At 61.1% G+C, this 26130-nt stretch carries 20 protein-coding genes and 1 pseudogene; 5 read left to right on the forward strand and 16 right to left on the reverse strand.

Annotated features, from left to right (window positions below; all coding sequences use genetic code 11):
* The first annotated feature begins 1 nt into the window (after window position 1).
* From bcsB to SBC1_RS09035, 3 genes are all read left to right on the forward strand, one after another.
* The gene (gene bcsB / locus SBC1_RS09025) at window positions 2–2551 is read left to right on the forward strand and encodes a cellulose biosynthesis cyclic di-GMP-binding regulatory protein BcsB (RefSeq protein WP_165091103.1); all 2550 of its coding nucleotides are present in this window, start codon (window positions 2–4) and stop codon (window positions 2549–2551) included.
* Window positions 2552–2612: 61 nt separating this feature from the next.
* Entirely contained in the window at window positions 2613–3755 is a 1143-nt protein-coding gene (gene bcsZ / locus SBC1_RS09030; protein WP_370469620.1) for a cellulose synthase complex periplasmic endoglucanase BcsZ, read from the forward strand.
* Between the two features lie 17 nt (window positions 3756–3772).
* Window positions 3773–8692, forward strand: coding sequence for a cellulose synthase subunit BcsC-related outer membrane protein (locus SBC1_RS09035; protein ID WP_165988815.1), 4920 nt, complete (start codon window positions 3773–3775; stop codon window positions 8690–8692).
* A 147-nt stretch (window positions 8693–8839) separates the two neighbouring features.
* Here the strand turns inward: SBC1_RS09035 and SBC1_RS09040 are convergent, their stop codons facing one another.
* The 10 genes and pseudogenes from SBC1_RS09040 to SBC1_RS09080 all read right to left on the reverse strand — a co-directional run bounded on the left by SBC1_RS09040 (window position 8840) and on the right by SBC1_RS09080 (window position 16598).
* The gene (locus SBC1_RS09040) at window positions 8840–9592 is read right to left on the reverse strand and encodes an SDR family oxidoreductase (RefSeq protein WP_165091111.1); all 753 of its coding nucleotides are present in this window, start codon (window positions 9590–9592) and stop codon (window positions 8840–8842) included.
* A gap of 61 nt (window positions 9593–9653) precedes the next feature.
* A complete protein-coding gene (locus tag SBC1_RS09045; protein WP_165091116.1) occupies window positions 9654–10517 on the reverse strand; it encodes an NmrA family NAD(P)-binding protein in 864 nt (287 codons plus the stop codon).
* Window positions 10518–10767: 250 nt separating this feature from the next.
* Window positions 10768–10893, reverse strand: a complete 126-nt coding sequence (locus SBC1_RS39775) for a type II toxin-antitoxin system RelE/ParE family toxin (protein ID WP_241201906.1) — start codon at window positions 10891–10893, stop codon at window positions 10768–10770.
* Between the two features lie 55 nt (window positions 10894–10948).
* Window positions 10949–11050 (reverse strand): annotated as a pseudogene (locus SBC1_RS39780) (type II toxin-antitoxin system RelE/ParE family toxin); the annotation flags it as partial.
* Window positions 11047–11274: a ParD-like family protein gene (locus tag SBC1_RS09055; RefSeq protein ID WP_165091120.1), complete on the reverse strand. Its 228-nt coding sequence runs from the start codon at window positions 11272–11274 to the stop codon at window positions 11047–11049. The pseudogene SBC1_RS39780 and the gene SBC1_RS09055, both read right to left, overlap by 4 nt.
* A 270-nt stretch (window positions 11275–11544) precedes the next feature.
* Entirely contained in the window at window positions 11545–12129 is a 585-nt protein-coding gene (locus SBC1_RS09060) for a YceI family protein (RefSeq protein ID WP_165091122.1), read from the reverse strand.
* 48 nt (window positions 12130–12177) lie between these two features.
* Complete coding sequence (locus tag SBC1_RS09065; RefSeq protein WP_165091125.1) at window positions 12178–12738, reverse strand: YceI family protein; 561 nt, start codon at window positions 12736–12738, stop codon at window positions 12178–12180.
* A 234-nt stretch (window positions 12739–12972) separates the two neighbouring features.
* Window positions 12973–13917, reverse strand: coding sequence for an ABC transporter substrate-binding protein (locus tag SBC1_RS09070; protein WP_165091128.1), 945 nt, complete (start codon window positions 13915–13917; stop codon window positions 12973–12975).
* 91 nt (window positions 13918–14008) lie between these two features.
* Window positions 14009–15037: an ABC transporter permease gene (locus SBC1_RS09075; RefSeq protein WP_165091132.1), complete on the reverse strand. Its 1029-nt coding sequence runs from the start codon at window positions 15035–15037 to the stop codon at window positions 14009–14011.
* Entirely contained in the window at window positions 15030–16598 is a 1569-nt protein-coding gene (locus tag SBC1_RS09080; RefSeq protein ID WP_165091136.1) for a sugar ABC transporter ATP-binding protein, read from the reverse strand. The genes SBC1_RS09075 and SBC1_RS09080 overlap by 8 nt, the downstream gene beginning before the upstream one ends.
* A 273-nt stretch (window positions 16599–16871) precedes the next feature.
* Here SBC1_RS09080 and SBC1_RS09085 point away from each other — a divergent pair, with 273 nt between their 5' ends.
* Window positions 16872–17564 carry a FadR/GntR family transcriptional regulator gene (locus SBC1_RS09085; RefSeq protein ID WP_165091140.1) on the forward strand — a complete coding sequence of 231 codons (693 nt, stop codon included), beginning with the start codon at window positions 16872–16874 and terminating at the stop codon, window positions 17562–17564.
* Window positions 17565–17941: 377 nt separating this feature from the next.
* On the forward strand, window positions 17942–20197 hold the full coding sequence (locus SBC1_RS09090) for a TonB-dependent siderophore receptor (RefSeq protein ID WP_165091146.1): 2256 nt from the start codon (window positions 17942–17944) through the stop codon (window positions 20195–20197).
* A gap of 133 nt (window positions 20198–20330) precedes the next feature.
* On the opposite strand, the gene SBC1_RS09095 is transcribed toward SBC1_RS09090, so the two are convergent.
* The 6 genes from SBC1_RS09095 to SBC1_RS09120 all read right to left on the reverse strand — a co-directional run bounded on the left by SBC1_RS09095 (window position 20331) and on the right by SBC1_RS09120 (window position 25694).
* On the reverse strand, window positions 20331–21950 hold the full coding sequence (locus SBC1_RS09095) for a PepSY domain-containing protein (protein WP_165091153.1): 1620 nt from the start codon (window positions 21948–21950) through the stop codon (window positions 20331–20333).
* A gap of 4 nt (window positions 21951–21954) precedes the next feature.
* On the reverse strand, window positions 21955–22275 hold the full coding sequence (locus SBC1_RS09100; RefSeq protein WP_241201907.1) for a hypothetical protein: 321 nt from the start codon (window positions 22273–22275) through the stop codon (window positions 21955–21957).
* Window positions 22272–22574, reverse strand: a complete 303-nt coding sequence (locus tag SBC1_RS09105; RefSeq protein WP_243830199.1) for a hypothetical protein — start codon at window positions 22572–22574, stop codon at window positions 22272–22274. The genes SBC1_RS09100 and SBC1_RS09105 overlap by 4 nt, the downstream gene beginning before the upstream one ends.
* Before the next feature lie 588 nt (window positions 22575–23162).
* A complete protein-coding gene (locus SBC1_RS09110; RefSeq protein ID WP_165091164.1) occupies window positions 23163–23426 on the reverse strand; it encodes a hypothetical protein in 264 nt (87 codons plus the stop codon).
* 98 nt (window positions 23427–23524) lie between these two features.
* Window positions 23525–24664, reverse strand: coding sequence for an aromatic ring-hydroxylating dioxygenase subunit alpha (locus SBC1_RS09115; protein ID WP_165091170.1), 1140 nt, complete (start codon window positions 24662–24664; stop codon window positions 23525–23527).
* 394 nt (window positions 24665–25058) lie between these two features.
* The gene (locus SBC1_RS09120) at window positions 25059–25694 is read right to left on the reverse strand and encodes a DUF938 domain-containing protein (protein ID WP_241201908.1); all 636 of its coding nucleotides are present in this window, start codon (window positions 25692–25694) and stop codon (window positions 25059–25061) included.
* Window positions 25695–26130 lie beyond the last annotated feature (436 nt).

Genomic DNA, 26130 nt, shown 5'->3' on the forward strand with positions numbered 1-26130 from the left:
CATGGGTAAGGGAATTTCGATGCTGCGCCCGGACAATGAACAAGGCGAACCGGACATGACGGTTTTCACCCCGTTCAGCTCCCGTCCCATTCCCCGCGCCCTGATGCGCAGCCTCGCTTGCTGGCTTGCATTGCAAACGGCACTGGCTGTGCCGCTGGCGTCGCTGGCAAGCGCTGCGGCGAATGCCACGGTGAATACGTCGACGAGCGCAACCGCTACCGGTGTGGGCGCCGTGCCGCCTCCCGGCCCCGCCATGCCGTTCAACCGGGCAACCATCGAGCAACCGCAGCTCGCTGTGCCCGTGCCGGCGTTCGCACAGGCGGCCTCGGGACCGTTGGGCGCGTCGGCCGTGCCTGCCGCGCACACGCTTGTGTCCAGGACGCCGACCACGGCTGAGCCTGGCACGCTGGTGCCGGGCGGCCGCCGCCAGACGCTCACATTCTCTGACCTCGGCGCGCTCGATCCGCTGCAACTGCGTGGCACGGACGGCCAGAACGGCGTGCCGTTCTCGGTACGCAGCGACGAAGTCGTGACCAGCGCGGTGCTGCACCTGATCTACAGCTATTCGCCTTCGCTGCTGCCGTCGATCTCGCAACTCAAGGTGCTGGTCAACGGCGAAGTCGCTGCCACGCTGCCCGTGCCGCGCGAGCAGGCCGGCATCCTGGTTGCGCGCGATGTGTCCATCGATCCGCGCTTCATCACGGAATTCAATCACCTGAACGTGCAGTTGATCGGCCACTACACGCAGCAGTGCGAGGACCCGTCGAACTCCACGCTATGGGCGACCGTCAGCAACGCAAGCTCGCTCGATCTCACGTATGCATCGCTTGAAAGCAAGCCCGACCTCGCCTCGTTGCCCGCGCCTTTCTTCGATCGCCGCGATGTTCGCCGCCTCGAACTGCCGTTCGTGTTCGCCGAAAAACCCAGCGCGGCCACACTCGAAGCAGCGGGCGCGGTGGCGTCGTGGTTTGGCTCGCTTAGCGGGTATCGTGGCGCTGTGTTTCCGGCGCAGATCGACAACGTGCCGCTGTCCGGCAACGCCGTGGTGTTCGCCACCAGCGACCAGCACCCGGCCGGCGTGAAGATTCCCGAGATAACCGGCCCGACCATCGCGGTGATGGATCGAGACACTCCGTCGCGCGGCCGCTTGCTGCTCGTGATGGGCCGCAACGACGCCGAGCTGAAGACCGCCGCGAAGGCGCTCGGCATTGGCCAGAACACGTTGTCCGGCACGACCGCCACAATCACGCAACTGAACGACTTCGCGCCGCGCAAACCCTACGATGCGCCGAACTGGCTGCCGACCGACCGGCCGGTGCGTTTCGGCGAACTGGCGGAAGCGCGTGACCTCTCGGTGACGGGTTATAACGCCGACGCCGTGCGCGTGAACATGCGTGTGCCGCCCGACCTCTTCATGTGGCAAACGAAGGGCGTGCCTATTGATCTGGGTTATCGCTACACGGTGCGTCCCGCGCTCGACCGGTCCACGCTGAACATCAATGTGAACGATGGTTTTGTGCAGTCGCTGCGGATTCCTGCGGTCGCCACGTCCACCTTTGATCTCGGCCGCTACTTCAATCAGGTGATGCCCGACAAGACGGCCGCTGCGCGTCACGAGATCTATGTGCCGCCACTGCTGCTCACGCCGCGCTCGCAGTTACGGCTGCACTTCTACTACGACTACCCGAAGACCGGCGAATGCCAGGGCCGCGTGCTGGATAACGTGGTGGGTTCCATCGATCCGAATTCGACTATCGACCTGTCGGGCTTCCCGCACTACATGGCGCTGCCCGATCTCGCGGCATTTGCCAATGGCGGCTTCCCGTTCACGCGCATGGCCGACCTGTCCGAGACGGCGGTGATCATGCCGAATGATGCCAACTCCGCCGACTTCAGCCTGTACTTGCTGGAGATGGGACGCATGGGGGCATCGACGGGTTATCCGGTCACTGGCGTGACTGTCGCCCAAGCCGATCAGGTCGACAATCTCGCCGATAAAGACCTCCTGATCCTCGGCTCCCCCGGCCGCCAGCCGCTGCTGCAGCGCTGGGCGAAGCAGATGCCGTTCTCGGGTGACGGCGAGTCGCGCAACTTCGAACTCTCCGACGTCGCGTTCAAGGTCGTCGACTGGTGGCACGGCCCGCATGGTGTGGAGCGCCTGCCGGCGCGCGCCGACCTGTCGCTTGTCAGCGCCAGCGGCGACGCGCTCATCACCGGCTTCGAATCTCCCCTGAAAAGCAATCGTAGCGCGGTGGCGCTGATCAGCGCGCCCGGACAGTCCAATGCCGACCTGTCCGCCGCCTTGCTCGACAACGACGTGCTGCCCGAGATCCAGGGCGCCATGGCGGTGATTCACGGACGCGACGTGACGGTGACATCGAATGGCGAGGCGTATTACGTCGGCCGCCTGTCGCCGTTCGAATACATGCGCTGGGCGTTGTCGTCGCATCCGCTCTTGCTGGTGCTCGGCGGCTTGCTCGCGGCCATCATCATCGCGGCATTGTTTTACCGGTCGCTGCGCGCCATTGCCGCGCGCCGTTTGAGGGATTGATATGCAGGTTGGTTTCAGACGTGGATCGAAGACGGCAATTCTGGCGCTGGCGCTGACCGCCATGGGGACAACCTTCAGCGCTCAAGCGTCGTCATCGCCCACGCCGCAATGTACCGACTGGCCCGCTTACCGGACCTTCACGGCACGCTTCGTGCAGGCTGACGGCCGCGTGATCGATTACTCCACGCCGACGCAGCAAACGACCTCCGAAGGCCAGTCGTACGCCATGTTCTTCGCGCTGGTCGCGAACGACCGCGCGACCTTCAACCGGCTGCTCGCCTGGACCCGCACGAACCTCGCCGCGAACCAGTTCGAACCGGGCAACGTGCGATTGCCATCGTGGCAATGGGGCAAAAAGCCGGACGGCTCGTTCGGCGTGCTCGATCCCAATTCCGCTTCCGATTCCGATCTGTGGATCGCGTACGACCTGCTGCAAGCCGGCCGTCTGTGGAACGACAAGACTTATACGCAACTGGGCATGGCGCTGGCCGCTCAGATCGCGCGTCTTGAAGTGACGAATCTCGCGGGCATTGGACCCATGCTGCTGCCCGGTCCGCAAGGCTTCCAAAGCGGCGACGTGACGCGTCTGAATCCAAGCTATTCGCCGCTGCCGGTATTGCGCGGCCTCGCTCGGGAGATGCCGGACGGACCATGGAACCAGCTTGCCCAGAACAGCTACAAGCTCGTGGCAACCACCGCGCCGCATGGTTTTTCTCCAGACTGGGCGGCGTACAAGTCAGGGCAGTTCGTCGTGGATCCGCAGACCGCCGACACCGGCAGCTATGACGCCATTCGCGTGTATCTGTGGGCTGGCCTCACGTCCAGCGCCGATCCGCTTGGCAAACCCTGGCTCGCCGCGCTCGGCGGCATGCGCCAGGCCGTCGCGCAAAACGGCTATCCGCCGGAACGCGTCAATGTGGCGACAGGCACGATCAACGGCGAAGGCCCGCTTAGCTACTGGGCCGCCCTCGCACCGTACTTCAGGACTATTGGCGACGATCGCGGCCTGGGCCTTGCCCGCACGCATCTTGCGGCACTCGACGCGCCCGTGGCGGCCTTATCTGTCGCTGCGTCTTCGAATCCTAACCGTGAACCGGTTTATTACGACCGTGTGCTGGGCTTGTTCGGCGCCGGATTTATAGAAGGCCGATACCGTTTCGACGAAGCCGGCCGACTCGTGCCGAGCTGGAGAAGCGCTTGTTGAAACGGTCCCTGTTCCCCATGAAACCACACAACGGCGCGCGGGCGATCGCGCTGAGCCTCGCGGCGGGCTGCGTCGCCAATGTGCCGCTCACCGCGTTCGCGCAAGCCGCGAGCAGCGCAGCCAACGGGGGCGCTGTTGCCGGTGCGAGTGGCAATGCGAGTACCAATGCGAGTGCCAATCCTAATTCGCCGATGACCGTGCTGATCGATCAGGGCCGCTACTGGCAGGCGCATCGCCGGGGCGATCTGGCCGAGCAGGCGTGGCAGAAGGTGCTGCGCATCGACCCGAAGCAGCCAGACGCGCTTTACGGCATGGGCATGATCCTCGCGGACCGCAAGGACGGCAGCGGTGCGCAGCAATATTTGCAGCGCTTGCGACAGGCTGCACCGCAGTATCCGAATATCGATGAACTCGGCCAGCGGCTGGGCGAAACCAGTCCGCGCGACCAGACCGTCAACGACGCCCGGCGGCTTGCGCAGAGCGGGCAGAACGCATCGGCGGTGCAGGAATATCAACGCGCGCTCGACGGCAAGCCCGCCACGCCCGAACTCACGCTCGAGTATTACCAGGCGCTGGCCGCCACGCCGCAAGGCTGGGATCAGGCGCGTCAAGGGCTGACGCAGCTCGCGCGCCAGAACCCCAACGACCCGCGCTACGCGCTGGCGCTCGCGCAGCACCTGACTTACCGCGACACCACGCGGCGTGACGGTATCGCGCGTCTTGCGCAGTTGAGCACCGACAGCACGGTCGGCGATCAGGCGAAGAAAAGCTGGCGCCAGGCGCTGCTGTGGCTCGGCGCTCGCGCGTCCGACGCCCCGCTTTATCAAGCCTATTTGCAGGCATCGCCGGATGACCCTGCGGTCAAGGCGCGTTTCGATTCGATGGTGCAGCAAGACAAGCAGGCTCGCGATCGCGCGCAAGCGGATGCGGCTACCGATGCCCGCGGGCGTGCGGTCGCCGATGGTTTCGCCGCGCTGGATCGTGGCGATATCGTCACGGCGCGCGCCCGTTTTTCGGCGGTGCTGGCGAACAGCCCGAACGATGGCGATGCGCTCGGCGGCATGGGTATCGCGGCGTTGAAGCAGGAAAAATTCGACGAAGCGCGCACGTATCTGGAGCGCGCATCGCGTGCCGGCAATCCGGCGCGTTGGAAGGATGCGCTCACGAGCGCGACCTACTGGAGCTATACGAGCGCGGGTATTGGCGCGCGCAGCAATGGCGAGATCGCGAAAGCGAAGTCGATGTTCGAGCGCGCGATTGCACTGAATCCGTCGGACACCACCGCGCAAACCATGCTCGGCGAAACGCTGCTCAATAGCGGCGACCCGCGCGGCGCGGAACAGGCCTACCGGATGGCGCTGCGCCGTCAGGCCGACAATCCCGACGCAATTCGCGGACTGGTTGGCGCACTGGCCGCGCAAGGTCGTGGCGACGAAGCGCTCAGCTTCGCGAACCAGTTGAACGCCGAACAGCAGGCGAAGGCCGGCGGCATCAACAAGTTGCGCGGCGAAGCGCAGGCCGCGCAGGCACGCGCGGCGGAGGCACGGGGCGACCTGGGCACCGCGCGCAGCCTCTTCGAAGATGCGCTGCTGAACAATCCCGACGATGTCTGGATGCGCCTCGACCTCGCCCGCATTTATGTGCGCCAAGGGGCGGTCGGCAATGCGCGCAGCATGATGGACGGCTTGCTCGCCACGCATCCCGACATGACCGACGCGCTCTATGCAAGCGCGCTCCTCTCAGCTGAAACGCAGGACTGGGCGACGGGGTTATCGCAACTCGAACGGATTCCGGTCGACCAGCGCACGCCGGCCATGACCGTGCTGCAACATCGCTTATGGGTTCACACGCAGGCAGAACTCGCGAACCGGATGTCGCGCGCCGGGCAGACGCAACAAGCCGAAGCGATCCTGCAAGCCGCTACGCCTACTGCCCAGGGCAGCCCGGAACTGATCGGCGTGCTGGCGTCGTCGTATTTGCAAGCGGGCGACACCATGCGCGCATTGTCGCTGGTCCGCAGCGCAATGGCCGTCGCACCCGACGATACCGGCTTGCTGCTGCAATACGCAGGCATCCTGACTGCCGTACCGGTTACCGCGGGACAAACGAATCCGCAGCAGGAAGCCGAACTGAGCTCGGTCATGCGGCGGCTCGCGGCGTCGCAGCTCACACCGCAGCAACGCATCGACTTCAACAACCTGAACATCGGCATCGTGGTGAAACAAGCCGATACCGTGCGTCAACGCGGTGATCTGGCAAGCGCCTACGAAGTAATCGCTCCCTGGCTTTCCGCCATGCCCGACAATCCCGATCTGCAAGGCGCGCTGGCCCGCTTGTACACCTCCGCCGGCGATGACCGCAGCGCACTCGCGAGTTATCGCGCGGCGCTGGCTCGCCGTCCTGACGACATCGACTTGCAGGTTGCCGCAATTGGCGCGGCGTCTGGTGCGAAGGAATTTTCGTTCGCTGAGGCAACGGCGAATCAGGCGCTGCGCACAGCGCCTGATGATCCGCGCGTGCTCGCCGCGGCCGGCCGCATGTATCACGCCGAGGGCAAGCTTTCGCTGGCATCGCGTTACTTGCAACAGGCATTGATCGCAGCGAATACGCCCGTGCGTCAAACGGTGCGTACCACTGACCAGGGTGCACAACCTAACGTGCCGCGCGGTTGGGAATCCGCCATGCAGCGCATCGGGTCCATGCCTTTGCCCGGCACTAATCCGTTTGAAGGCAAGACCGCCGTCGATACGTCGGCGAGCGCATCAGACGCACCCACCGGTCCGCTGAGCGGATTGTTCTCGCGCTCGACCACGCCGATGCCCGGATTGCCCAATGGGTCGTCCAATTATCCCCAGCCTTCTTCACCGACGCAGAACGTGCCGAACTATTTGCCCCCGCCTCAACCCGCGCCTTATTCGACACCCTATGTCGCACCCTATTCGACGCCGGGCAATGTTGCGCGCCCGGTAGCCACAGGTGGCGGATATGGTCCGGACACCTACGGTTCAAGTCAGTCCGGCGGCCCGGCTGCGGCGCCGTTGCAGCCTTATCCGGGACAAGCGCCAGCTCAAAACGTCGGGCAGTATCAAGGTCAATATCAAGGCCAGGGGCAGGCTCAATATCAGCCGCAGGCTTATCAGCAACCGTATCAGCCGCAATATCAGCAGCCTTATCCGGCGCAGAATCAACAGCAGCCTTATCAACAGCAACAGGCGTATCCGGCTCAGTATCAGCAAGCTCAGCAACCGTACGACCCGGCGGCTAGCTCGCCATGGCCCATGTCGCCGGCAGCGCGCGAAGCACAGGCGAACACTCAGCAACCGCAACCTCGTGTGTATTCCAGCGCGCCGGCAGCAAAGGCGAAACGTACGACAACGCGCAAGCAGGCCACGTCCCGTAATGCCCGCCAAGCGGATGAAACGGACTACAGGCAGCAGCCTTACCCGCAGCAGCAACAGCAGTACGCGCAGCAGGGGTATGGGTATCCGCAACAGCAACAACAGCAACCGTACGCAAATCAGGGCTACGGTCAGCCCTACATTCCGCAACCGCCCGCCGGTTACGGACAAGCCTACGCACCCGCGCAAACGGCCCAGGCGTACTCCGGCATGGCGGGCAACAATCCGACGACCGTAGCAAACGCGCAAACGCTAGGCGTCGCCGATGAACTCGCGCAAATCAACCAAGCTCAGTCGAGCACGGTGTCGGGCGGCATCATCTTTCGCCAACGCACGGGTGAGGATGGACTGTCGAACCTGACGGATATCGAAGCGCCGGTTCAGGGTCGCATTGCGGCGGGGAACGGGCATATTGTCGTGACAGCGACGCCTGTCACGCTGGACGCGGGCACGGCCGGGAACGACCCGAACACGCTGGCGCGGTTTGGGGCGAGCGTGGTCGGCGGGCTAACGGGCCAAAACCTTTCGGGCGACCAGACGGCGAGTGGCGTGGGGTTATCGGTGGGATATGAAACCAACAGCATCAAGGCCGACGTCGGGAGAACGCCAATTGGTTTCCGTGAGGCTAACTGGGTCGGTGGCGCTGAATATAACGGCGGCATCACCGACAAGGTTTCGTACTCGATCGCTGTTGCACGCCGCGCCGTCACGGACAGTTTGCTGTCCTATGCGGGCACGCGTGACTCGAGCATCAGCACGTTTGCCCAAAACAACGCCGCCGCCTTGAAGGCTCAACTGGGCGATGCAACCTACCAAAACCTGGTGAACAACGGAACGCTGACGTGGGGCGGCGTGACGTCGAACGGCGGCCGCGCCTCGCTCGGCTGGGACGACGGCATGAGCGGCGCGTACGTGAACGCGTCCTACGAGTATCTCGAGGGTCAGAACGTACAGAGCAATACGGCCGTCAAGGGCGGCGGCGGGGTCTACACACGCTTGTTCACGGACGCAAACCAGACGCTCACCGTTGGCGTGAACACGACCCTGATGCACTACGACAAGAACCTGTCGTACTTCACGTATGGTCAAGGCGGGTATTTCAGCCCGCAGCAATATGTGATCTTGAACATCCCGGTCGAATACAAGGGTCGCAATGGCGCGTTCACTTACGATGTGAAGGGGTCGATCGGCGTTCAGCATTATCGTCAGGATGCTTCGAATTATTTCCCGACCAATGGTGGCTTCCAATCAGCGATCGCGACTCTGGCGGCGCTACCGATCACCACGCCGTACTCCACAAATGGTGTGGTATACCCCGCCACCAGCAAAACTGGCGTCGCGTACTCGTTTAACGCAAGCGCCGAATACCAGCTTGCGCCCCAACTGTTCGTGGGCGGATCGGCATCGCTCGGCAATGCTTACCAGTATCGGGAATACATGGCCGCTGTTTACGTGCGGTACAGCTTCACGAAGCAACTGGGCGCTGTGACATATCCGCCGACCACGTTGACGTCGCCGTATCTGCCGATCACAAATTGACGAGTGTGATTGAAGCGGTGGCTCAGACGCGTATCGTCCAAGCCCCCTTTATTGCCGCGGCAAGTTAATCGCCAAATGACTGAGATAACGGGGCGTTCAACGTCCCTTGTCTCCATCGCTTTGTCCCCTGCCCCCGCGACGCTTGGCTTAAACCAGCACCGCCCCTCCATCCACCACGTGTGTCTGTCCCGTTGCGAACGCACTTTCCATCAGGAACAGATACGCCGCCGCGACATCGCGTGCCTCGCCCACTCGTCCGACGGGCAAATGCTTGCCGGCTTGTTCGTACATGGCTTGCCGGTCCTCTTCGGACATGTTCTGCCATAGGTTGGTCGCGACCAATCCTGGCGATACTGCATTCACGCGCAACGGCGCCAGTTCGACGGCAAGCGCGCGCGTGAGCGCTTCCATCGCCCCGCATATGCTCGCGCCGAATGCCCAGCCGCTGCGCGGCCGCAACGCCGCAATACCCGTTGTCAGCACGATCGAACCGCCCGCCGCGATGTGCGGTGCGCCGTATTTGACTGCGGCGAGCGCGCCCCAATAGCGGATATCGAAGGCGCGTCTTGCCAGCGACATATCTGTCGCAGCGATCTCGCCAAGCCGCAGTGAATCGCCTGCGGTGAACACCAGGTGATCGAAGCTGCCGGTCGCGTTGAAAAACGCTTCGATAGCGTGTTCATCGGTGAGATCGAGCGCTTGGCCCTGGGCGTTCGTGCCAAGCGCCGTGACTGCGGCGTGGACACGTCCCGCATGACTCGATGCAATTACGACGTTTGCACCTTCAGCCAGCGCATACTCCGCCACTGCAAAGCCGATACCCGATGAACCGCCGAGCACGATCACTTTCTTGCCATCGAGACGGCCTTTACGCACCGCGTTATTTTCTGTGACAATCATTGGTTGGACTCCTGAATAACGTTAAATACTCGCAGGCCGAATCCAGAGGACGAGAGCCCTTCTACGCCCTTTCAATCAGCGATTGCAACACCGTATCGAGCGGCACACGGCCTTTGCGTACTTCGTTTTCAGCGCCTTCGAAACAGATCCATTCTTCGTTGAAGCCATCGATCATCTGCATGCGCGGCGTCGGATTTTTCATCCCTTGCGACCGGAACAAGTCTTCCCAGGTGTCACGAGGCACGACTGTCATGCTGACTTCGCGACCCAGCAGACGCGTAAAGCTTGCAGCAATCATGTCGGGTGAAATACGCTGCGGCCCTTCCAGTTCGACAATGCGGCGCCCCGCCCACGATTCATGCAGCAGTTCTGCCGCGACGCGTCCGATATCGGCGGTGGCGACCATTGGCACGGGTTTATCGAGCGGTTGCAAGAAGCTGGGCACGATGCCAGATTCCCTCGCCGGCGCCACATCCCACGCAGCGTTTTCGATGAACCACGCGGCGCGCAGGAAAGCCACGGGCATTGGCAGCGTACCCAGTTCCTGCTCAAGGATTTGGAGCTGGTTCAAGAGATTAGGCTGCGTGGCTTGTGCGCCGATCGTGGACAGCACGACGACTTTGGACGGTTTGGCGGTTGCGAGCGCAGCCCGCAACGTGGCGATAGTCTTGCGTGCTTCGGGAAATCCCGGCGTGGGATCGAACGTTGGCGGCAGCAGGACAAACACGCCTTCCGTGCCTTCGAATGCGTGCTGCAGCGCTTGTTGGTCGTTGACGTCGGCGAGTGCGACTTCGCAACCCTGCTTCGCCCAAACCTCACCCTTCGCTGCGTCGCGAACGACGGCGCGAACATCGTGGCCGGCGGCCAACAACAAACGCGCAACAACGCCGCCGACTTGCCCTGTGATTCCAGTCACTGCAAACATGGTTTCTCTCCAAAGAACTAAGCAGCGAGTGCTGCACTGGAGAGGATTGTGTTAGCCGAGACCCGGTTTGACGATAGCCCGGATGTCATTTCATTCATGACATAAGCGCATTGATGGTGGATGCCTCAATGACCTTCAGGCTACACGGAGTCGATATCCGACTACGCCACGCGAAGCCGCGCGCGGGGGTAACGAGACTTTCAGAGAGCGAAAGGGCCTTGGTCAGTGTTGCCCTGATCGTGTAGCAGGCTCACCGCTTCAGATCCCGATAGAAATTCTCGTTCGGGCCGATCGCTTCGAGGTACACCAGCCGCGGTTTGTCGTCGACGGTGTAGCCAAGCAAGAACAATTGTCCTTGGCTTCGAAACTTGTACACAAGCAATTCCGTCCGCTAGGCCTCCTCTCTTTCGCTGTCCGACAGCGGGATCAGCCGCGACGACCGCCACTGCAGCGTCTACGTCGACAGCGTTGTTGTCATGGAGTTTCTTGTACTGCCTTGCAAAACGTCTCGTCTGACGTACCGTAAAGTTCATGTGCGGCGGACACGTGACACGAAAGGTGTGGAGTGTTCCCGCGGCTCGGCCATCGAGATCAGCGACTCGGCAATGAACGACGCTGGGATATCCGGGTTGTCCAGCGCCGCACGTCCGACCTTCGCCTCAAATTCAATCTGGCCGGCAATTGATCGGTGTTCTGCCGACGCATCGGCCTTCGCTTGTTCATACAACTCGTCATCAATTCGGACCGGCATGCTCATCGTAGCCCCCATTGCTACAAATGTAGTAATGAGATTGTAGTAGAGGGACAGCGCATTGGGGACCGGGTATGCACGACGAGTGGGGCGCAATAGTGCTGCCTTCGATCCGGTTTTTGCACATCGGCCACTCATGTTCCCGGAGGCTCTCACCTTCGAGGGAGCACCCATGCTGCGCACACAACAAAAACGTCACTCCAACTAACGCTGGAATGACGTTCTCCGACTAAACAGCCAGCATCACAACATGCATGCCGTCATGCATCAATAAACTTATTGCCGAATGCCTTCAGCTTGAATATGCAGCGTCGTCTTCATCTTGAAGCCATACGCCTTGCCATAATCCACGCCGAAGTCGCCACGATCGAACGTTGCCGTCGACTCCGTGCCGCAGACTTCTTTCTTCATCATCGGGTTCGTGAAGCACTTGAACGATTCGATCTTCAGGTTCAACGGCTTCGTCACGCCATGCAGCGTCAGCTCGCCGATGACTTCCACCGGCACGTCGCCCTTGAACTTCATCGACGTGCCCTTGTAGGTCGCCGTCGGGAATTTGTCGGCGTCGAAGAATTGCGCGCTCTTCAGTTCGCCATTCAGCTTCTCATTGCCAATATCAATCGACGTCATATCGATGGTCGCATCCAGCGTGCCCTTCTTGGCTGCGCGATCGAGCGTCACCGTGCCGCTGCTTTTCGTGAACTTGCCGCGCCAGATCGAGATGCCGCCGAAGTGATCGGTTTCGAAGCTCGGGTACGTGTGGTTCGGGTCGAGTTGATACGTGACTTCTTCAGCCATCGCGTTAAACGAAACGGCCGCGAAAAGCGCGCCAGCGGCTGCAATCAGGAGGTTCTTTTTCATGAGTTTTCCAGGATGAATGTTGAAAGCGATGAGCGCCTAGTTCTTGGCTTATGTCTTGGTCGCGACGAGGTGGAACTTGATGACGACTTCGTCGGCGACGACCGAGGTGTCTTTCCATTCGCCCGTGCCGACATCGAACTGCGTGCGTTTGATGGGCAATGAGCCATCGAAGGTTTGCGTCGCGCCCTGGCTCGTGACCGTGACCGGCACGATGACGTTCTGCGACTTGCCCTTGATGGTCAACTTGCCGCTGACATTGAACTTCGTCCCGCCAGCCGGCGCGATGGCTGTTGAAACAAAAGTAGCGGTCGGGAAATGGGCGGTATCGAACCAGTCCTTGTCGGTCGCCTGCTTGTTGTAGCTGTCATCGCCGAGATCGTAGCTTCCCGTATCGATGCTGATATTCGCGCTGCCCGCAGCCGGCTTGGCCGGATCGAAGTCGAGTTGCGAGGTGAACTTCTTGAACTTGCCTTCAACCGGCACGTTCATTTGCTTCGATGTCGCCGTCACCGTGCTTTTGGTCGTATCGACCTGGGCTTGAGCGGCGCTTGTGAATAGAGCGGTGGCAGCGGTAGCCGCCAATAACCATCGGTACAAGGGAGTTTGCATATCAGGCTTAGGAGCGTAATCGATACGGCATGGTATGCGAGCAGACAGGCGGCGGATAGTCACGCCGAAAGAACACATTGTTCTATCGGTGAAGGTAATGGAGTAGTGCCAACGCCAACTTTCGCGAGTGACGTGCAAATGAAACCACAAAAAGAAAGCGCAGCACAAAAGGATCAACTTGCAATCCCTTCGCACTGCGCATCGCCTGCTTAGCCTTTAACCAAAGGCTAGCGCTCAATACAACACGTTCTTCGCCACCGGCTGATCAATATTGTCTTTATCGACCATGACGACACCCGTATCAACAAACTTCGGCGGCGACTTCTTCTCAATCACTCCAATCACCGTCTGAATGCCCTTATAACCCATCTGATACGAGCCTTGCACGGCAATTGCCTGGATCGTGCCGTCCTTCACGAAGTTCTGCAAATCCGCATTGCCGTCAAATCCAACTGCAATCACCTTGCCCGCCTTGCCCGACTGAGCGAGCGCACGGCCCATCCCCACCGCCGTCGGCTCGTTCGCGCCAAAAATGCCCTTCAGGTCGGGATTGGCGGCAAGCACGTCGGTCGTCTGATTAAGCGCGTTCGCCATTTGCGACTGCGAGTAATACGGCCCAACCACCTGCAACTTGGAATGCGCCGCCAGATACTTGCGGAACCCGCCCACGCGCCCCACTTCGGAACCCGCGCCAGCCACATACGACATCAACGCAATCTTGCCCGTCTGCCCCACCCGCGCGATCAACGCCTGGGCGCACATCTCGCCGGCCTTTTCGTTATCGGTGGACAGGAAAGCCTGGTAATACGGCTTGCCCGAATCGGACAAGGCTGAATCAATGATCACCACCGGAATATGCGCTTCCCATGCTTTCTTCACGGCCGGCACGAGCGCATCCGGGTCCGATGCCGCCAGCACGATCCCCGCGACTTTCCGGTTCACCGCGTTCTCGACCATGTTCACTTCGGCGGCTATGTCGGATTCGGCAGCCGGGCCCTGGAAGGTCATCGTGTAACCCTTCTCCGCAGCCATGGCCGCGGTCGCGCCCTTGTTGACGTTCTGCCAGTAGTTCGAATCGGCGCTCTTCACGATCACGGCAATCTCGCCGCCCGCCGCAAACGCGCTGCTCGCAGCAACGGCAAGTACAGCGGCAAACATCGCCTTGGTAGTCAGTTTCATGTCTCGCTCCTGTTGATATTGATTTTCTGAGACCAAGTGGAATCCTTGCTCTCTGCTATATCGCGAACGCTCGAAACACGTTCGATGAAACTCATCTCCGGTTCCGGATCTGGTCAATCCACACCGTCCCCAAGATAACCAGCCCGATGATGATCTGCTGGATGAAACTCGATACCCCGTTCATGTTCAGCCCGTTGCGCAAGATGCCGATCACGAACGCGCCAATCGCCGTCCCGGAGATGGTGCCAACGCCGCCCATCAGCGACGTTCCGCCAATCACCGCGCTCGCGATGGCATCGAGTTCGTACATCACGCCTTCGTTCGGCTGCGCCGTCACCAGTCGCGACATCAGCACGCACCCCGTCAGCCCCGCAAGCGCGCCGGACAGCACATAGGTGAACAGCTTCACGCGGTTCACGTTCACGCCGGACAACCGCGCCGCTTCCGCATTCGATCCAACCGCATAAATGTGCCGCCCGAGCGACGTGCGGCTAAGCATGATGGCGACCAGCACCGCCAGCACGACCATGATGATCACGGGATACGGGATGCCGGGAAACACGATGTCGGGGAAACCGTCCGAGCCCATGCGGACCACGCGAAAGAGCGAGCCATTGCCGAGTTCAGCGAAGGAATCGCCGAGCCCCGAGACCGGCCGCGCACCGGTAATCTGCAGCGCCAGGCCACGCGCGACGAGCATCATGCCCAGCGTCGCGATGAACGGCGGCAACCCCATGCGCGTCACGAACAAGCCGTTGAACGCGCCGCAGATCGCACCCACGACCACGCCGCCAAGCATGCCTATCGGAACAGGCACGCCGGCTTTCACGAGCAACGCGGCGGCTACACCTGAGAGCGCAAGCACCGACCCAACCGACAAATCGATACCGCCGGTAATGATCACGCAAGTCGCGCCTAACCCGAGATAGGCGATGGACGTCACCTGCAACGCCACGGTCATGCCGTTGCCGAGCGACATGAACGCGTTGCTGGTCGCCGAGAACACGACCACGAGCATCACCAGGCTTCCCAGTGCCGCGAACTTCTGGATCAGGTCCTTGCGACGTTCGCGGGCGCGGGCACGGTCGGCGTGAGCCGTGTCGGTTGTCATCTCAAGCATGGGCGATCCGTCCTGATGCGTAGTGCATGATTTCTTCCTGATTGGTTTTACGGGTCTCGAGCACGCCCGCTATCTGGCCTTCATGAAACACCGCGACGCGGTCCGTCATGCCCATGATTTCGGGCAACTCCGAACTGATCAATACAACGCCAATGCCCTGCGCCGCGAGCCGGTCCATGAGTTCATAGATCGCGTATTTCGCACCGACGTCAATGCCGCGCGTGGGTTCATCGAAGAACAGGATCTTCGATTCGCGGAACAGCCATTTGCTGATCACGACCTTTTGCTGGTTACCGCCCGAGAGATTGCGCGTGATCTGGTTCACGCTCGGCGTACGAATGCCCAATGCATCGATATAGCGGCGCGCGACGCTCGCCTCTTCTTCGAAGCGGATAAACCCGCCCGTCCCCGACACCGCCTCCACGTTCGCGAGCGTGATGTTCTTCGCCACCGTCATCTGCAGCGCGAGACCGTTGCCCTTGCGATCCTCTGAGAGATACGCAATGCCGTTGCGGATCGCGTCGATAGGCGAATTGATCGAGAGCCTCTCGCCTTGCAACCGTACTTCGCCCGCCTCCACCGGATCGGCGCCGAACACCGCGCGCGCAACTTCAGTGCGCCCAGAGCCCATCAATCCCGCAAAGCCCAGGATCTCCCCGCGACGTAATTCGAAGCTCACCGGACCGAACACATCACGACGCTTCAGGCCGCTTACGCTTAGCAGTACTTCGTTCGTCGGCTGCGATTTACGTTCGGGAAAGACATCGTCCAGATCGCGGCCGACCATATGCGAGACTACTTGTTCGATGGTGGTGGCGGCGAAGTCATCGGTGGAAATGGTGCGGCCGTCGCGCAGCACGGTCACGCGGTCGGCAATCTCGGCCAGCTCGTCCAGCCGGTGCGAGATATAGACAATGCCCACGCCCGCCAGGCGCAACTCCTTGATGATCCGGAACAAATGCACCGTCTCGGATTCAGTCAGCGACGACGTGGGTTCATCCATGATCAAGAGCCGAGCGTTGAGCGAGAGCGCCTTGGCAATCTCGATCATCTGCTGCTGCGCGACCGACAACGATCCAACCAGCGTACGCGGCTTGAGCGACAGGCCAATGCGATCGAGCGCGGCCTGGGAGTCGGCAGCGAGACGCGCCCGATCGATGAAAATTCCGCGCTTCGGCTCCCGCGCCAGAAAGATGTTTTCCGCGATGGACAAATGCGGGATCAGGTTAAGTTCCTGATGAATGATCGCGATGCCGGCAGCCTGTGCCTCGAGCGTGGACGCGAAGTGGTGCTCGCGGCCGTCGATGTAGATCTCGCCCTCGTCCGGCCGGTATTGGCCACTGACGATCTTCATGAGCGTCGACTTGCCCGCACCGTTTTCACCGCAAATGGCGTGCACTTCGCCCGCGCGGACGTCGAAGCTGACGTTTTGCAGCGCGATCACGCCAGGAAAGCGCTTGCCGACGCTGTTCAGGCGCAGCAAGGGCTCGTCCGGCATGGCGTGCGGACGCGCGGTAGATGACGCAGCATCTGGCGCGCCCTGTTCGGCTGCCACGTTCATCGCTTGGCCTCGTCGACTCGTATGAGCATTTGCACCGGCGTTGTCTCCTCGGCGGGATCTCTGATTGTGGGATGGGGCCGATCGTTGTTCAGGCACCAAAGTGGTCAAGCCAATTTTCTGTTCTGTGAAGTGGCCTTACCTGTTGAGAATGATAATGGCGTTGGGCCTACTCTGGAATCGCGGTATTTACCCTTATATTCATTGGCATGCCGCTCAAGCGATGCTGAAAGCAATTGGTCAAGCCACCTTACACTTCGATCCTGCCCGACACTCATGACGACATCTGTAAAACCGGTTGAAACGCGACGGCTGTATCAAACCATCGCCGATCAGATCAACACGCTGATCCGCCACGGCAGCTTCCAGGCAGGTACGCGCCTGCCGCCGGAGCGTGAGCTTGCACAGCAGTTGGGCGTGTCGCGGCCGTCGTTGCGCGAGGCGCTTATCGCCTTGGAAATTCGCGGTCAGGTCGAGATCCGCATGGGCTCGGGCGTGTATGTCTGCGAAGGCAGCACCGAGGAACCGCCGTTGACTTCCATGGGCGAAAGCCCCACCGAGCTGATGCAAGCTCGTGCGGCTATTGAAGGATGCGTGATCGTGCTGGCTTGCACGCGGCTGACGCCGGAGGGCACGAGCAGGCTGCAAAGAAGCGTGGATTCGATGCGCGAACTGATCGCGGCGGGACGCTCGCCGCTTGAACCGGACCGGCAATTTCATATAACGCTGGCTGAAATCGCGGGGAATTCTGTGCTGACCCGGCTGGTCGGCGAGTTATTCGACGGCCGTAACGACCCGATCGCGGCCAAGGTGAGCGGGCTCGCGGAAAACATCACGACATGGGGCGTCGCGCTCTCCGAGCACGAACGGATCTTGAGGACGCTGGAAACGCGCGATCCGATCGCCGCGCAAGCCGCCATCCGGTCGCATTTGAAGGCATCGGAAGAGCGATGGGTGGGCGGCGTTTGACTGTCCGGCGAGCTAGGCGAGCTTTCAATCTAATCTCCGTTCAACTTCGCCAAAAATCAGCCTGAAAGGCTTGCACCACAAATGCCGAAACGTGGCCCAGACGCGAAACAGGCTGATCCGCCGGACTGCGTCTCGGCCCCCTTTGCCTCCTCCGCGCCCTTTCTCAGCAAGCCTCTCCCCGAATTTCTCTCCTTATAAAATCGCTGTCATTTTTTGTAATTGACAATGATAACGATTCGCATTCATGTATAATTAGTCAGCTACTTCATAGACATCTGTTACCTGTCTGACAGCCACAAACACACAACAACGCTCCGTTCGCCATCGTTAATGACGGCATTACGGGGTGCAATCACGACCACCTCCTGCTACTTCACATGCTCGCTATCAACCTGCACTCGCTCCGCGTCCGGCCGATGTCCGCCGCCGCACGTCATCTGTTCTTTTGTGCAGCCATGCCGCTCGCGCTCGGTTTTGCTACGAGCGGCAGCGCGCAAGCACAAAGCGCCGATACCGCCCAATCGGATACCTCAGCGAAATCAGCTGAATCGGCCGATACCACCAAGACCTTGCCCGCTGTCAAAGTTCAAGGCACGGCCGATGTCCTGCCCGGCGATCGCGCGCCGACCTACGGCGGCGGTCAGGTTGCACGCGGTGCCAGCTTCGGCGTGCTGGGCGAACAGAAAATGATCGACGTGCCGTTCAGCATGACGACGTACACGTCCAAGCTGATTGAAGACCAGCAGGCGCGCACGCTGGCGGACGTCCTCGATAACGACCCCGCCGTGCGCTCGGGTCTCGGCTACGGCAATCAGGCGCAGGTTTTTGTGATCCGCGGTTTCCAGCTCACCGGCGACGACATCTCGCTCAACGGCCTCTACGGCATCACGCCGCGCCAGTTGGTGGCGACCGAAACGCTGGACCGTGTGGACGTCTTCAAGGGCGCCAACGCGTTCCTGAACGGCGCATCGCCAACGGGCTCCGCCATCGGTGGCGGGATCAACCTGGAGCTCAAGCGCGCCGACGACAAACCCCTGACGCGCGTAACGGTCGAAGGTTCGGGGTCCGGCGAGCTCGGTACGCACGTCGACGTGGGGCGCCGTTTCGGCAGCGACGGCCAGTTCGGGATTCGCGTGAACAGCATGGTCCGTGACGGCGAAACCAGTGTCGACGATGAACATAAACGTAGCACCGCAACGTCCGTCTCGCTCGATTATCGCGGCGACAAACTGCGTCTCTACGGCGACTTTCTCTATCAACGCGAACGTGTGAACGACGGCCGTCCTACGGTCAACCTGACCGGCACGAACATCGTGATCCCGGCGGTGCCTTCGGCGTCATACAACTACGCGCAAACGTGGTCATACACGGCGCTGGAAGATACGGTCGGGATTGCGCGTGCGGAATACGACTTCCTGCCGGGCTGGACGGCGTATGTGGCGGGCGGCGTGCATCACGCAAACGAACACGGCGACTACTCCTCCCCCATCTATAACGGCGATACCGGTCTGACGACCGCCAACCGCCTGGGCGTGCCGCGTAAAACCGATGCGTACTCGGCCGAGGCGGGCGTACACGGGCGGTTCGCGACCGGTCCGGTGACGCATTTCGTCACGGCGGGCGGTTCGATCACGAGCATTCAAGACAGCTCGGCGTACGACTATTCCGGCAGCTATTCCACGAGCCTCTACGACACCATCCAGGTGCCGCGTCCGTCGGCCACGCCCGTCGGCAATTTTGCGAATCCGCTGGAGACCGACAGCACGTTGATCCGAAGTGTCGCGGTCTCCGATACATTGGGTTTTCTCAACGACCGCGTGCTCTTCACGCTGGGTGCGCGCCGGCAGGAATTGCACACGAACAACTACGCGACGGCGACAGGCGCGCTGACATCGTCGTATGCGGATGCGATCACTACCCCGATCCTTGGGCTGGTGGTGAAGCCTTGGCAAAACGTCGCGTTTTTTGCCAACCGCAGCGAAGCGCTGGCTGAGGGCCAGCAGGCCCCGCAGACCGCGTTGAACTACGGTACGAAGCTCGCGCCGGCACGCTCGAAGCAATACGAAGTGGGCGTGAAATATGACGTGGATCGCTTTGGCGCTTCCTTCGCGGCGTATCAGATTGAGGAGCCAACGGCTTATACGAACGCCTCCGACATTTTCGCGGAGAACGGGAAGGAGCGGCATCGCGGGCTGGAAGCCGCCGTGTATGGCGAGCCGTTGAAGGGCGTACGTCTGCTGGCGGGTGCCTCGGTGATCAAGGCCGAATTGCTCGATACCTACGAGGGAGCGACCGATGGCAACCGTCCAACGGGGGTGCCGAACTTCCTGTTCAACCTGGGTGCCGAGTACGACGTACCTATGTTGCCTGGGCTCACGTTGACGGCGCGGTACTTGCACACGGCGAAGCAATACTTCGATGTCGCCAATACGGCGTCGATCCCTTCGTGGAACCGGTTTGATGTGGGCGCGCGATACGCAACCAATCTCTTCGGCAGGAGTACGACGTTCCGCGCCAGCGTGATCAATGTGGCCAACAAGGCCTACTGGGCGACGGCATCGACGTCCGGACAGGGGTACATCACGCAAGGCGCACCGCGCACGGTGTTGTTCTCGATGACGACCGATTTTTAACCGGTCGCACGGAATGGGCTGCTCGCGTCGGTGGCCGGGCGGCCTTGATTGCGAGCCGTCGTCGGCGCTTTTTTCGATGCAGCCCGCAGCCGAATTCCTCGAAAACCCCGGTGGGATTCGATCCTATCCGGCCTTATTTATCGACAGCCAGCCCGGCGGCCCAGACACTATCCTGCCGCCCGGCAGCAGCCCGCCGCGCAGTAGCCCGCCACATCCAGGCAAAACAAGCCGCTCCAACAGCCGCACAAACGTCCACTCCGACTGCCGAAGGCTCAAACCACAAACCTGTCGATGGCGCGAGCCAACCGGCAATCGACGCGAGCGGCACGAGCAAGGTCGTGCCCGTAGCCAGCGCCAGCAACTCGACTGAGCCGCGCGCCGCGCCGCGCAAAAAGGCCCACGCAATACTCACCAAGAACACCGTGTAGTAGATCCACGCGTGCCACGCAGACATGTCGGCGACGCGCCCATTCAGCCACTTGCCCGCTGCGAGCGTCGCAGAAATACCCGCGATGCACCCAAGCGTCACGCCAACCGTCAGCGCCGCCATGAAATACGCCGCGCGCCGCTGCTTGGGGGGCACCCTATCGTCCTCTGCGACCGCTTGAGCGCGACGTTCAAGCTTTCGGCGACTCTCGATCCAAAGCAAATTACCCGAATAAAACAAGAAGGCGCCAGCCAGGCCGAGAAAGAAATAACCCCATTGAACGGGTGCGCCGCCATAACTCCCGAAGTGCAGCGCAAAGAACGCACTGGTAGCCGCGGACCACGCGTTGGCATCAGGGGCGCCGGGAAGGAACTGCGCATTCAGAAATTGTCCGCTCACCGGGTCCAGCAGAGCAAAACCGCCGCTGCGCGCCAGATACCGAGGATCATCGCCCCGGACAAATACCGTTGCGCCCGGAGCGCCCGCCCCCCGATAACTCAACTCCCGCGCCTCGAAGCCCGGCGCGCGCTGCTTTACCGCCGCCAGGATCTTAAGCGGTGGAAGCAAGGTCACTGCGCCGCCCGGCTCCGCCGGTGCCTTCGCGAAATACGGGTTCTGTGCCTGCTTGGTGGCATCAAGCGTGCCGCTGTAGATCACGTGATCCTGTACAGCAAATATGGTGTCGTTCAACCCGAACGCGACCACCGACAACGCCATCAGTATGTGAAACGGCAAACTCAGGATGCCGATCACGTTATGCGCATCCAGCCACATCCGCTTCAGGTTCTTGCCCACGCGCAACGCGAACAAGTCCTTGACGAGACTCGGCAACAACACAATCACGCCCGACACCAGCGCCAGCCCGTAAAGCAATGACACGACACCCATCACGCCCATGCCGACACTGAAGCCGCCGGGAATGCCGGCCGTCATGTGCAGGATATCGATGAAACGTGCAGCGTTCGATGTCTCCCGCGTATGGGTTTCGAGCTTGCCGTCGGCGTTCAGGGTTGCGGTGACCCGCTGCGACTGACCGCGCGGGCGCCACGAAAGACTCGCTGCACCCGGGGGTTCAAGCCGCAGCGTGAACTGTCGACGCGCGGCCGGATACGCGGCCAGCGTCTGTTCGATCACCGCAGACGCCTGCTCCAGCGGAAATGTTTGAGCATGCTCGAACGCTGGCGACGGCGGCGTGACCCAGTCGTCCAGCGTGTCCTTGAACATGGTGATCGCGCCGGCGTAGAACGCGATAAAAAGCGCGAGGCCAGCAACAATGCCAGTCCACGTGTGAACCGTCTTATAGACGCGGATGACGTCGCTGCGCATGGGGTTATCGAGTGAAAAAATGACGGGCGAGCGCGAGCATGGCAAAGCCGGTGAGATTCGCGCCGCCAAGCCAGACCCACGCGCGCAAGCCGGTTCGGAACATGAAACTGGCGCTCATCACCCCGATCCACACGGGTGGCACGAGCCACATTGCGACCTGGAATTTGTTCTGCACATCCAGTGCGCCCGGCGACAGGCAGGCAAGCAATCCGCTCGCGGCAATCGCAAGCCCAAACCCTCCGATCACGCCTGCCAGCGTCTTCGACAACCAGTCCCGCGACAGCCTGTTGCGCTCTTTCGCGCGCCGAACGGCCTCCAATGTCAACGCATCACCCGCGATGCGCCACCAACCCGGACTCGCTCAAGCAACACGCCGATAAACGGACACGCAGTCAGGCTCGCCATGGCCGCCGTGAATACGATGGCAAGCGAGGTGGCGGGATGCAGCCTGCTTGCGCCCATGCCTATAACAAAGGCCAGAATGCTTAACATTGCCGCAAGTGTTCTGAACAGCCGCGGCGGCAACGGAGCGCGCAGCCAGCGCTGGCCCGGGGCGGCCAGATAAAACGCGAGTGCGCCGGCAATCGCGAACAGCACGGATGCCGGCATGAAAAAATCTTGCATGGAGAGCGTGCAGAAGTGCCGTCTCAATCCATAAAAACGGATTGAGACGCGTTATTGAGAATCATTATCATACAGAAATTTACGATGCGCAGGGCATCGGCGTCTACTGCGGGCCGTCGACACCTTGCATGATGGCAACCTAAAGGATGGCTGGAGATAGCCGGAACGCCTTCACTCGCGTATGGCCTTTACCATGCAAACGGCCCGCTCGAGAGCGGGCCGTAAATGACCAAACTGTTCTGCAGGAAGCAGGAAGTCTGGAAGCTGAAGCCGGGTAAAGATCAAACGGGCGGACGTTTGAACGCGCCAGTCTGCAACCCTTGCATCACTTCCAAAACCATCACTTCCATTACTGCCGCTTGGACGCCTCCTTCTTCACTTTCTTCGCTTCTTTCTTTTCTTTCGGCGATTTGACAGCGACCTTCTTCTCGGTTTTCTTCGCGTCCTGGCTCTTGCTCATGATGTGCTCCGTGGTTGACCTGACATTATTGCCCGAGCCGCTGCAGTTTGGGAACATGGGGACATAAATATGCGTCGCCGGGCTCTGCTGCATGACTCCAGGTTAAGACGAAAACAAAGCTAAAACGCTCAATCGATCTTCGAGCGCAGTTCTTGAGCGCTCACCCGCAACGCCTGATAACCGGAACGCGCGTGCTCTGGCAAATCCGGGTCGCCTATAAGGGTGCCCAGCGTCTCGATCAAGCTATAGAGGATGCCCTTGGCCGCGCCCGCGGCCATGACGCCCGACGCGTAGGAATGATCGACGTGGCTGATGGCGGCATCGAAGTGGTCCTGTTCCGGGGGCGTGTCCGCCGCCGGCGTGACCGGGTTCTCTGTCGAGTTGGGTTCCATGATGGTCGACCTCTTCTGGTTAATACTTCATGACTGCGACGTCTTGACTAAGACGTTGTTACTGCGACGTTGTGTCATGTACGACTATCAGCCGGCTGCTATTCACTGATCGGCTGGATCATATGCACACGACGCTCCGTCGCGGGTTCTCGAACCGGCGCGCCGCATTCAGTGAGCAGCGAGCGCAGTTCAAGTATGACCGGGAAGACCTCATGATTATGATCCGCGCCCTGCCGGTCATGTGCTTCCTGCTCGCGCTCCACGATCCACCGGTCTTCCTTGAAGATACGCTCCGTGAACCACACCAGCAACGGCCACGCGGCATCAAGAATGCCCGGGATCTTCGGCCGGCGGATGGACAGCAGGCCGAACGTGCGGTTGGTGCGCTGCTCGGCGTCGAGCGGCACGTACGCGATCCACAGATCCATCACCATCGTCTGGTCCTTGGTGCGGATCCTGAGCGTCTGGTACGGATACTCGGTACGGATCGTCATCACGTCTTTGTTGTTCTCGTCGGGCTTCGTGCCGCGCTTCTGGCTGAACACCAACGCCTCGCCGATCGGCTGCTTGCCCTCCTCGCGCGCGAATGTGTAGTTCACTTCCACCCAGTCGTCGCCACGGCTACGTCCGACCGAACGCGCCTTCATCTGCCCCATTTGCTTGCGATGCAGGAACTGATGGTTCATGTCCATCAGGTTCTCGTGCATGAAGGTGTAATGGCACTTCACTTCGCGGCCGAAGCGGCGGGTCTTGTAGGCTTTGTCGCCCACGGAACCGAGCGCTGGAAACGGCGTGGTCTCGGCGAGCAGCGGGTCGCCGGGGAAAATAAAGATCAGGCCGGCTTCTTCCCGGCACGGATACGAGCGCACTCCATTCGGCAAGCGTTCGCGCCCGAGATACGGGACGTCGATACAGCGTCCGGTGCAGTCGTAGGTCCAGCCGTGGTAACAGCATCGAATGGATTCGCCGTCGACCACGCCCGCGTGCAGCGGCACCTGTCGATGCGCACAGCGGTCTTCCAGCGCGAACACTTTGTCGCTTTCCGTGCGTACGAGCACGACGGGGTCGCCGGCAAAACGAACGCCATGCGCCTTGCCGCGTTTTACTTCCCGCGACCATGCGACCGGATACCAGTGATCGGGGTGAATATCGACACGGCGCAGATCGCGCGCCGGTGGTTGAGACTGTTGGGACGGAAGTTCGCTTGGAGCGACGTCCTGCTGCAGCGCTACATGCATGTACGATGCCTCCGCTTGAGGGAATCGGCAAGAAAACAGACGAAAAAAGTGCTTTGAGGAGACATTGCAACCAAAGGCCTATCGCAGTCTACACGCCAGACGACAATTGAGCCGCGAAGAGGGGTGGCGAACGACATCGGAAGTGCGCTGGATGGGCGTGCGCAGGGGCTGCGGTGGCATTTTCGAGGCGTTTTTGCGGCACTTCGCCGCTCTGCCGGACAACATTCCTACGACGATTTTTTCGCCTCGCTTACGGTGCTCGCTGCACGACCCATCCTGCTAATACGCAACCGTTCGGGCGTGTCTCCGATCCAACCGCCCTGCGTTATATCCACCTGCCTCATCGCCTCGGGCCGGCCTTCTCACTTCCGATATGTTGGATTCGTCAGATTTGTCAGAGGCCGGTGCGCCTGAATATCAGGCAGAAATTGTTCGCCGGCATGGGCACGGCCTCTTCCATCCATAAGTCTGCCGCGCGCCCGAGCTCTACCAGGTCTTCCATATTTCGAATGCCCCAGGTGGGATTGGTGGCGCGAAGCTGATTGTCGAAGGCTTCGTTGCTCGGGGCGGTATGCGCCCCGTCGCGCTTGTAAGGTCCGTACAAAAAGAGCACACCGTCGTTTGCCAGGTGCTCTCCGGCTCCCTGGAAAAGCGCTTCGGCGGCGGCCCACGGCGCAATATGGATCATATTGATACAGACGATTGCCGCAAGGACGTCCGGCACGGGCCAAGGAGCCGACCGGACATCCAGGGCGAGCGCCGCGTTGAGATTGGCGAGTGAAGTGTGCTTGCGCCAAGCGTCGATAGAAGCACGCGAAGTCGCGTCGGGATCGCTCGGTTGCCAGGTGACGGCAGGCAGCGCAGCGGCGAAGTGGACGGCATGCTGCCCCGTTCCGCTCGCGATTTCGAGGACTACGCCGGACTTGGGCAGCACACGGCTCAGCACATCGAGAATAGGTCCGCGATTGCGCTCAGCGGCGGGCGCCACGCGGCGCAGAGGGTCGGGGTTATCCGGGTTGTTGGGGCTCACGGTGCATTTCCAGATTAAGTGCTGGCGAGCGTAAGCGCGCGACAGGCACAGGTCAAGCGAAGAGCCTCCGATAGCTTTGCCGGCGAGCATGAAGAAAAATGCCGATGGCGGGAGCCCGGACGAGCTGCCGATGAACAGCGGAAAAAAGTGGCGGAAAGAGACCGTAATGAAGAGCGAGCAACGCCGCTGAGGAAGCCGATGAACCGCCGGTCAAACCGATCATTCACATTCAGCGACACTAAAGAACGAACGGCCACGAGGACGCACCCTTTAGAATGACGCTCCGAACAAGCGGTCAGAACGGGAAACCCAGTCGCCCGGACCAAGGCGCGATTCCTGCTATCCCGGTGCGGCCTGCCGCCAAACCTGTGTATCCTGACGCACTGATGGAATCTGCAGGGACCGAGGCCGTATGCAGCTGGACGACACCGCCTGA

It is taken from the genome of Caballeronia sp. SBC1, assembly GCF_011493005.1.
GTDB lineage: Bacteria > Pseudomonadota > Gammaproteobacteria > Burkholderiales > Burkholderiaceae > Caballeronia.

Excerpts from the sequence above, each read along its gene's own strand:
- SBC1_RS09110 (WP_165091164.1), bottom strand. The coding sequence starts at position 23,426 with ATGGAACCCAACTCGACAGAGAACCCGGTCACGCCGGCGGCGGACACG.
- SBC1_RS09075 (WP_165091132.1), bottom strand. The coding sequence starts at position 15,037 with ATGCTTGAGATGACAACCGACACGGCTCACGCCGACCGTGCCCGCGCC.
- SBC1_RS09070 (WP_165091128.1), bottom strand. The coding sequence starts at position 13,917 with ATGAAACTGACTACCAAGGCGATGTTTGCCGCTGTACTTGCCGTTGCT.
- SBC1_RS09105 (WP_243830199.1), bottom strand. The coding sequence starts at position 22,574 with ATGCAAGATTTTTTCATGCCGGCATCCGTGCTGTTCGCGATTGCCGGC.
- SBC1_RS09090 (WP_165091146.1), top strand. The coding sequence starts at position 17,942 with ATGCTCGCTATCAACCTGCACTCGCTCCGCGTCCGGCCGATGTCCGCC.
- SBC1_RS09085 (WP_165091140.1), top strand. The coding sequence starts at position 16,872 with ATGACGACATCTGTAAAACCGGTTGAAACGCGACGGCTGTATCAAACC.
- SBC1_RS09080 (WP_165091136.1), bottom strand. The coding sequence starts at position 16,598 with ATGAACGTGGCAGCCGAACAGGGCGCGCCAGATGCTGCGTCATCTACC.
- bcsB (WP_165091103.1), top strand. The coding sequence starts at position 2 with ATGGGTAAGGGAATTTCGATGCTGCGCCCGGACAATGAACAAGGCGAA.
- SBC1_RS09095 (WP_165091153.1), bottom strand. The coding sequence starts at position 21,950 with ATGCGCAGCGACGTCATCCGCGTCTATAAGACGGTTCACACGTGGACT.
- SBC1_RS09115 (WP_165091170.1), bottom strand. The coding sequence starts at position 24,664 with ATGCATGTAGCGCTGCAGCAGGACGTCGCTCCAAGCGAACTTCCGTCC.
- bcsZ (WP_370469620.1), top strand. The coding sequence starts at position 2,613 with ATGGGGACAACCTTCAGCGCTCAAGCGTCGTCATCGCCCACGCCGCAA.
- SBC1_RS09035 (WP_165988815.1), top strand. The coding sequence starts at position 3,773 with ATGAAACCACACAACGGCGCGCGGGCGATCGCGCTGAGCCTCGCGGCG.
- SBC1_RS09065 (WP_165091125.1), bottom strand. The coding sequence starts at position 12,738 with ATGCAAACTCCCTTGTACCGATGGTTATTGGCGGCTACCGCTGCCACC.
- SBC1_RS09040 (WP_165091111.1), bottom strand. The coding sequence starts at position 9,592 with ATGATTGTCACAGAAAATAACGCGGTGCGTAAAGGCCGTCTCGATGGC.
- SBC1_RS09060 (WP_165091122.1), bottom strand. The coding sequence starts at position 12,129 with ATGAAAAAGAACCTCCTGATTGCAGCCGCTGGCGCGCTTTTCGCGGCC.
- SBC1_RS09055 (WP_165091120.1), bottom strand. The coding sequence starts at position 11,274 with ATGAGCATGCCGGTCCGAATTGATGACGAGTTGTATGAACAAGCGAAG.
- SBC1_RS09045 (WP_165091116.1), bottom strand. The coding sequence starts at position 10,517 with ATGTTTGCAGTGACTGGAATCACAGGGCAAGTCGGCGGCGTTGTTGCG.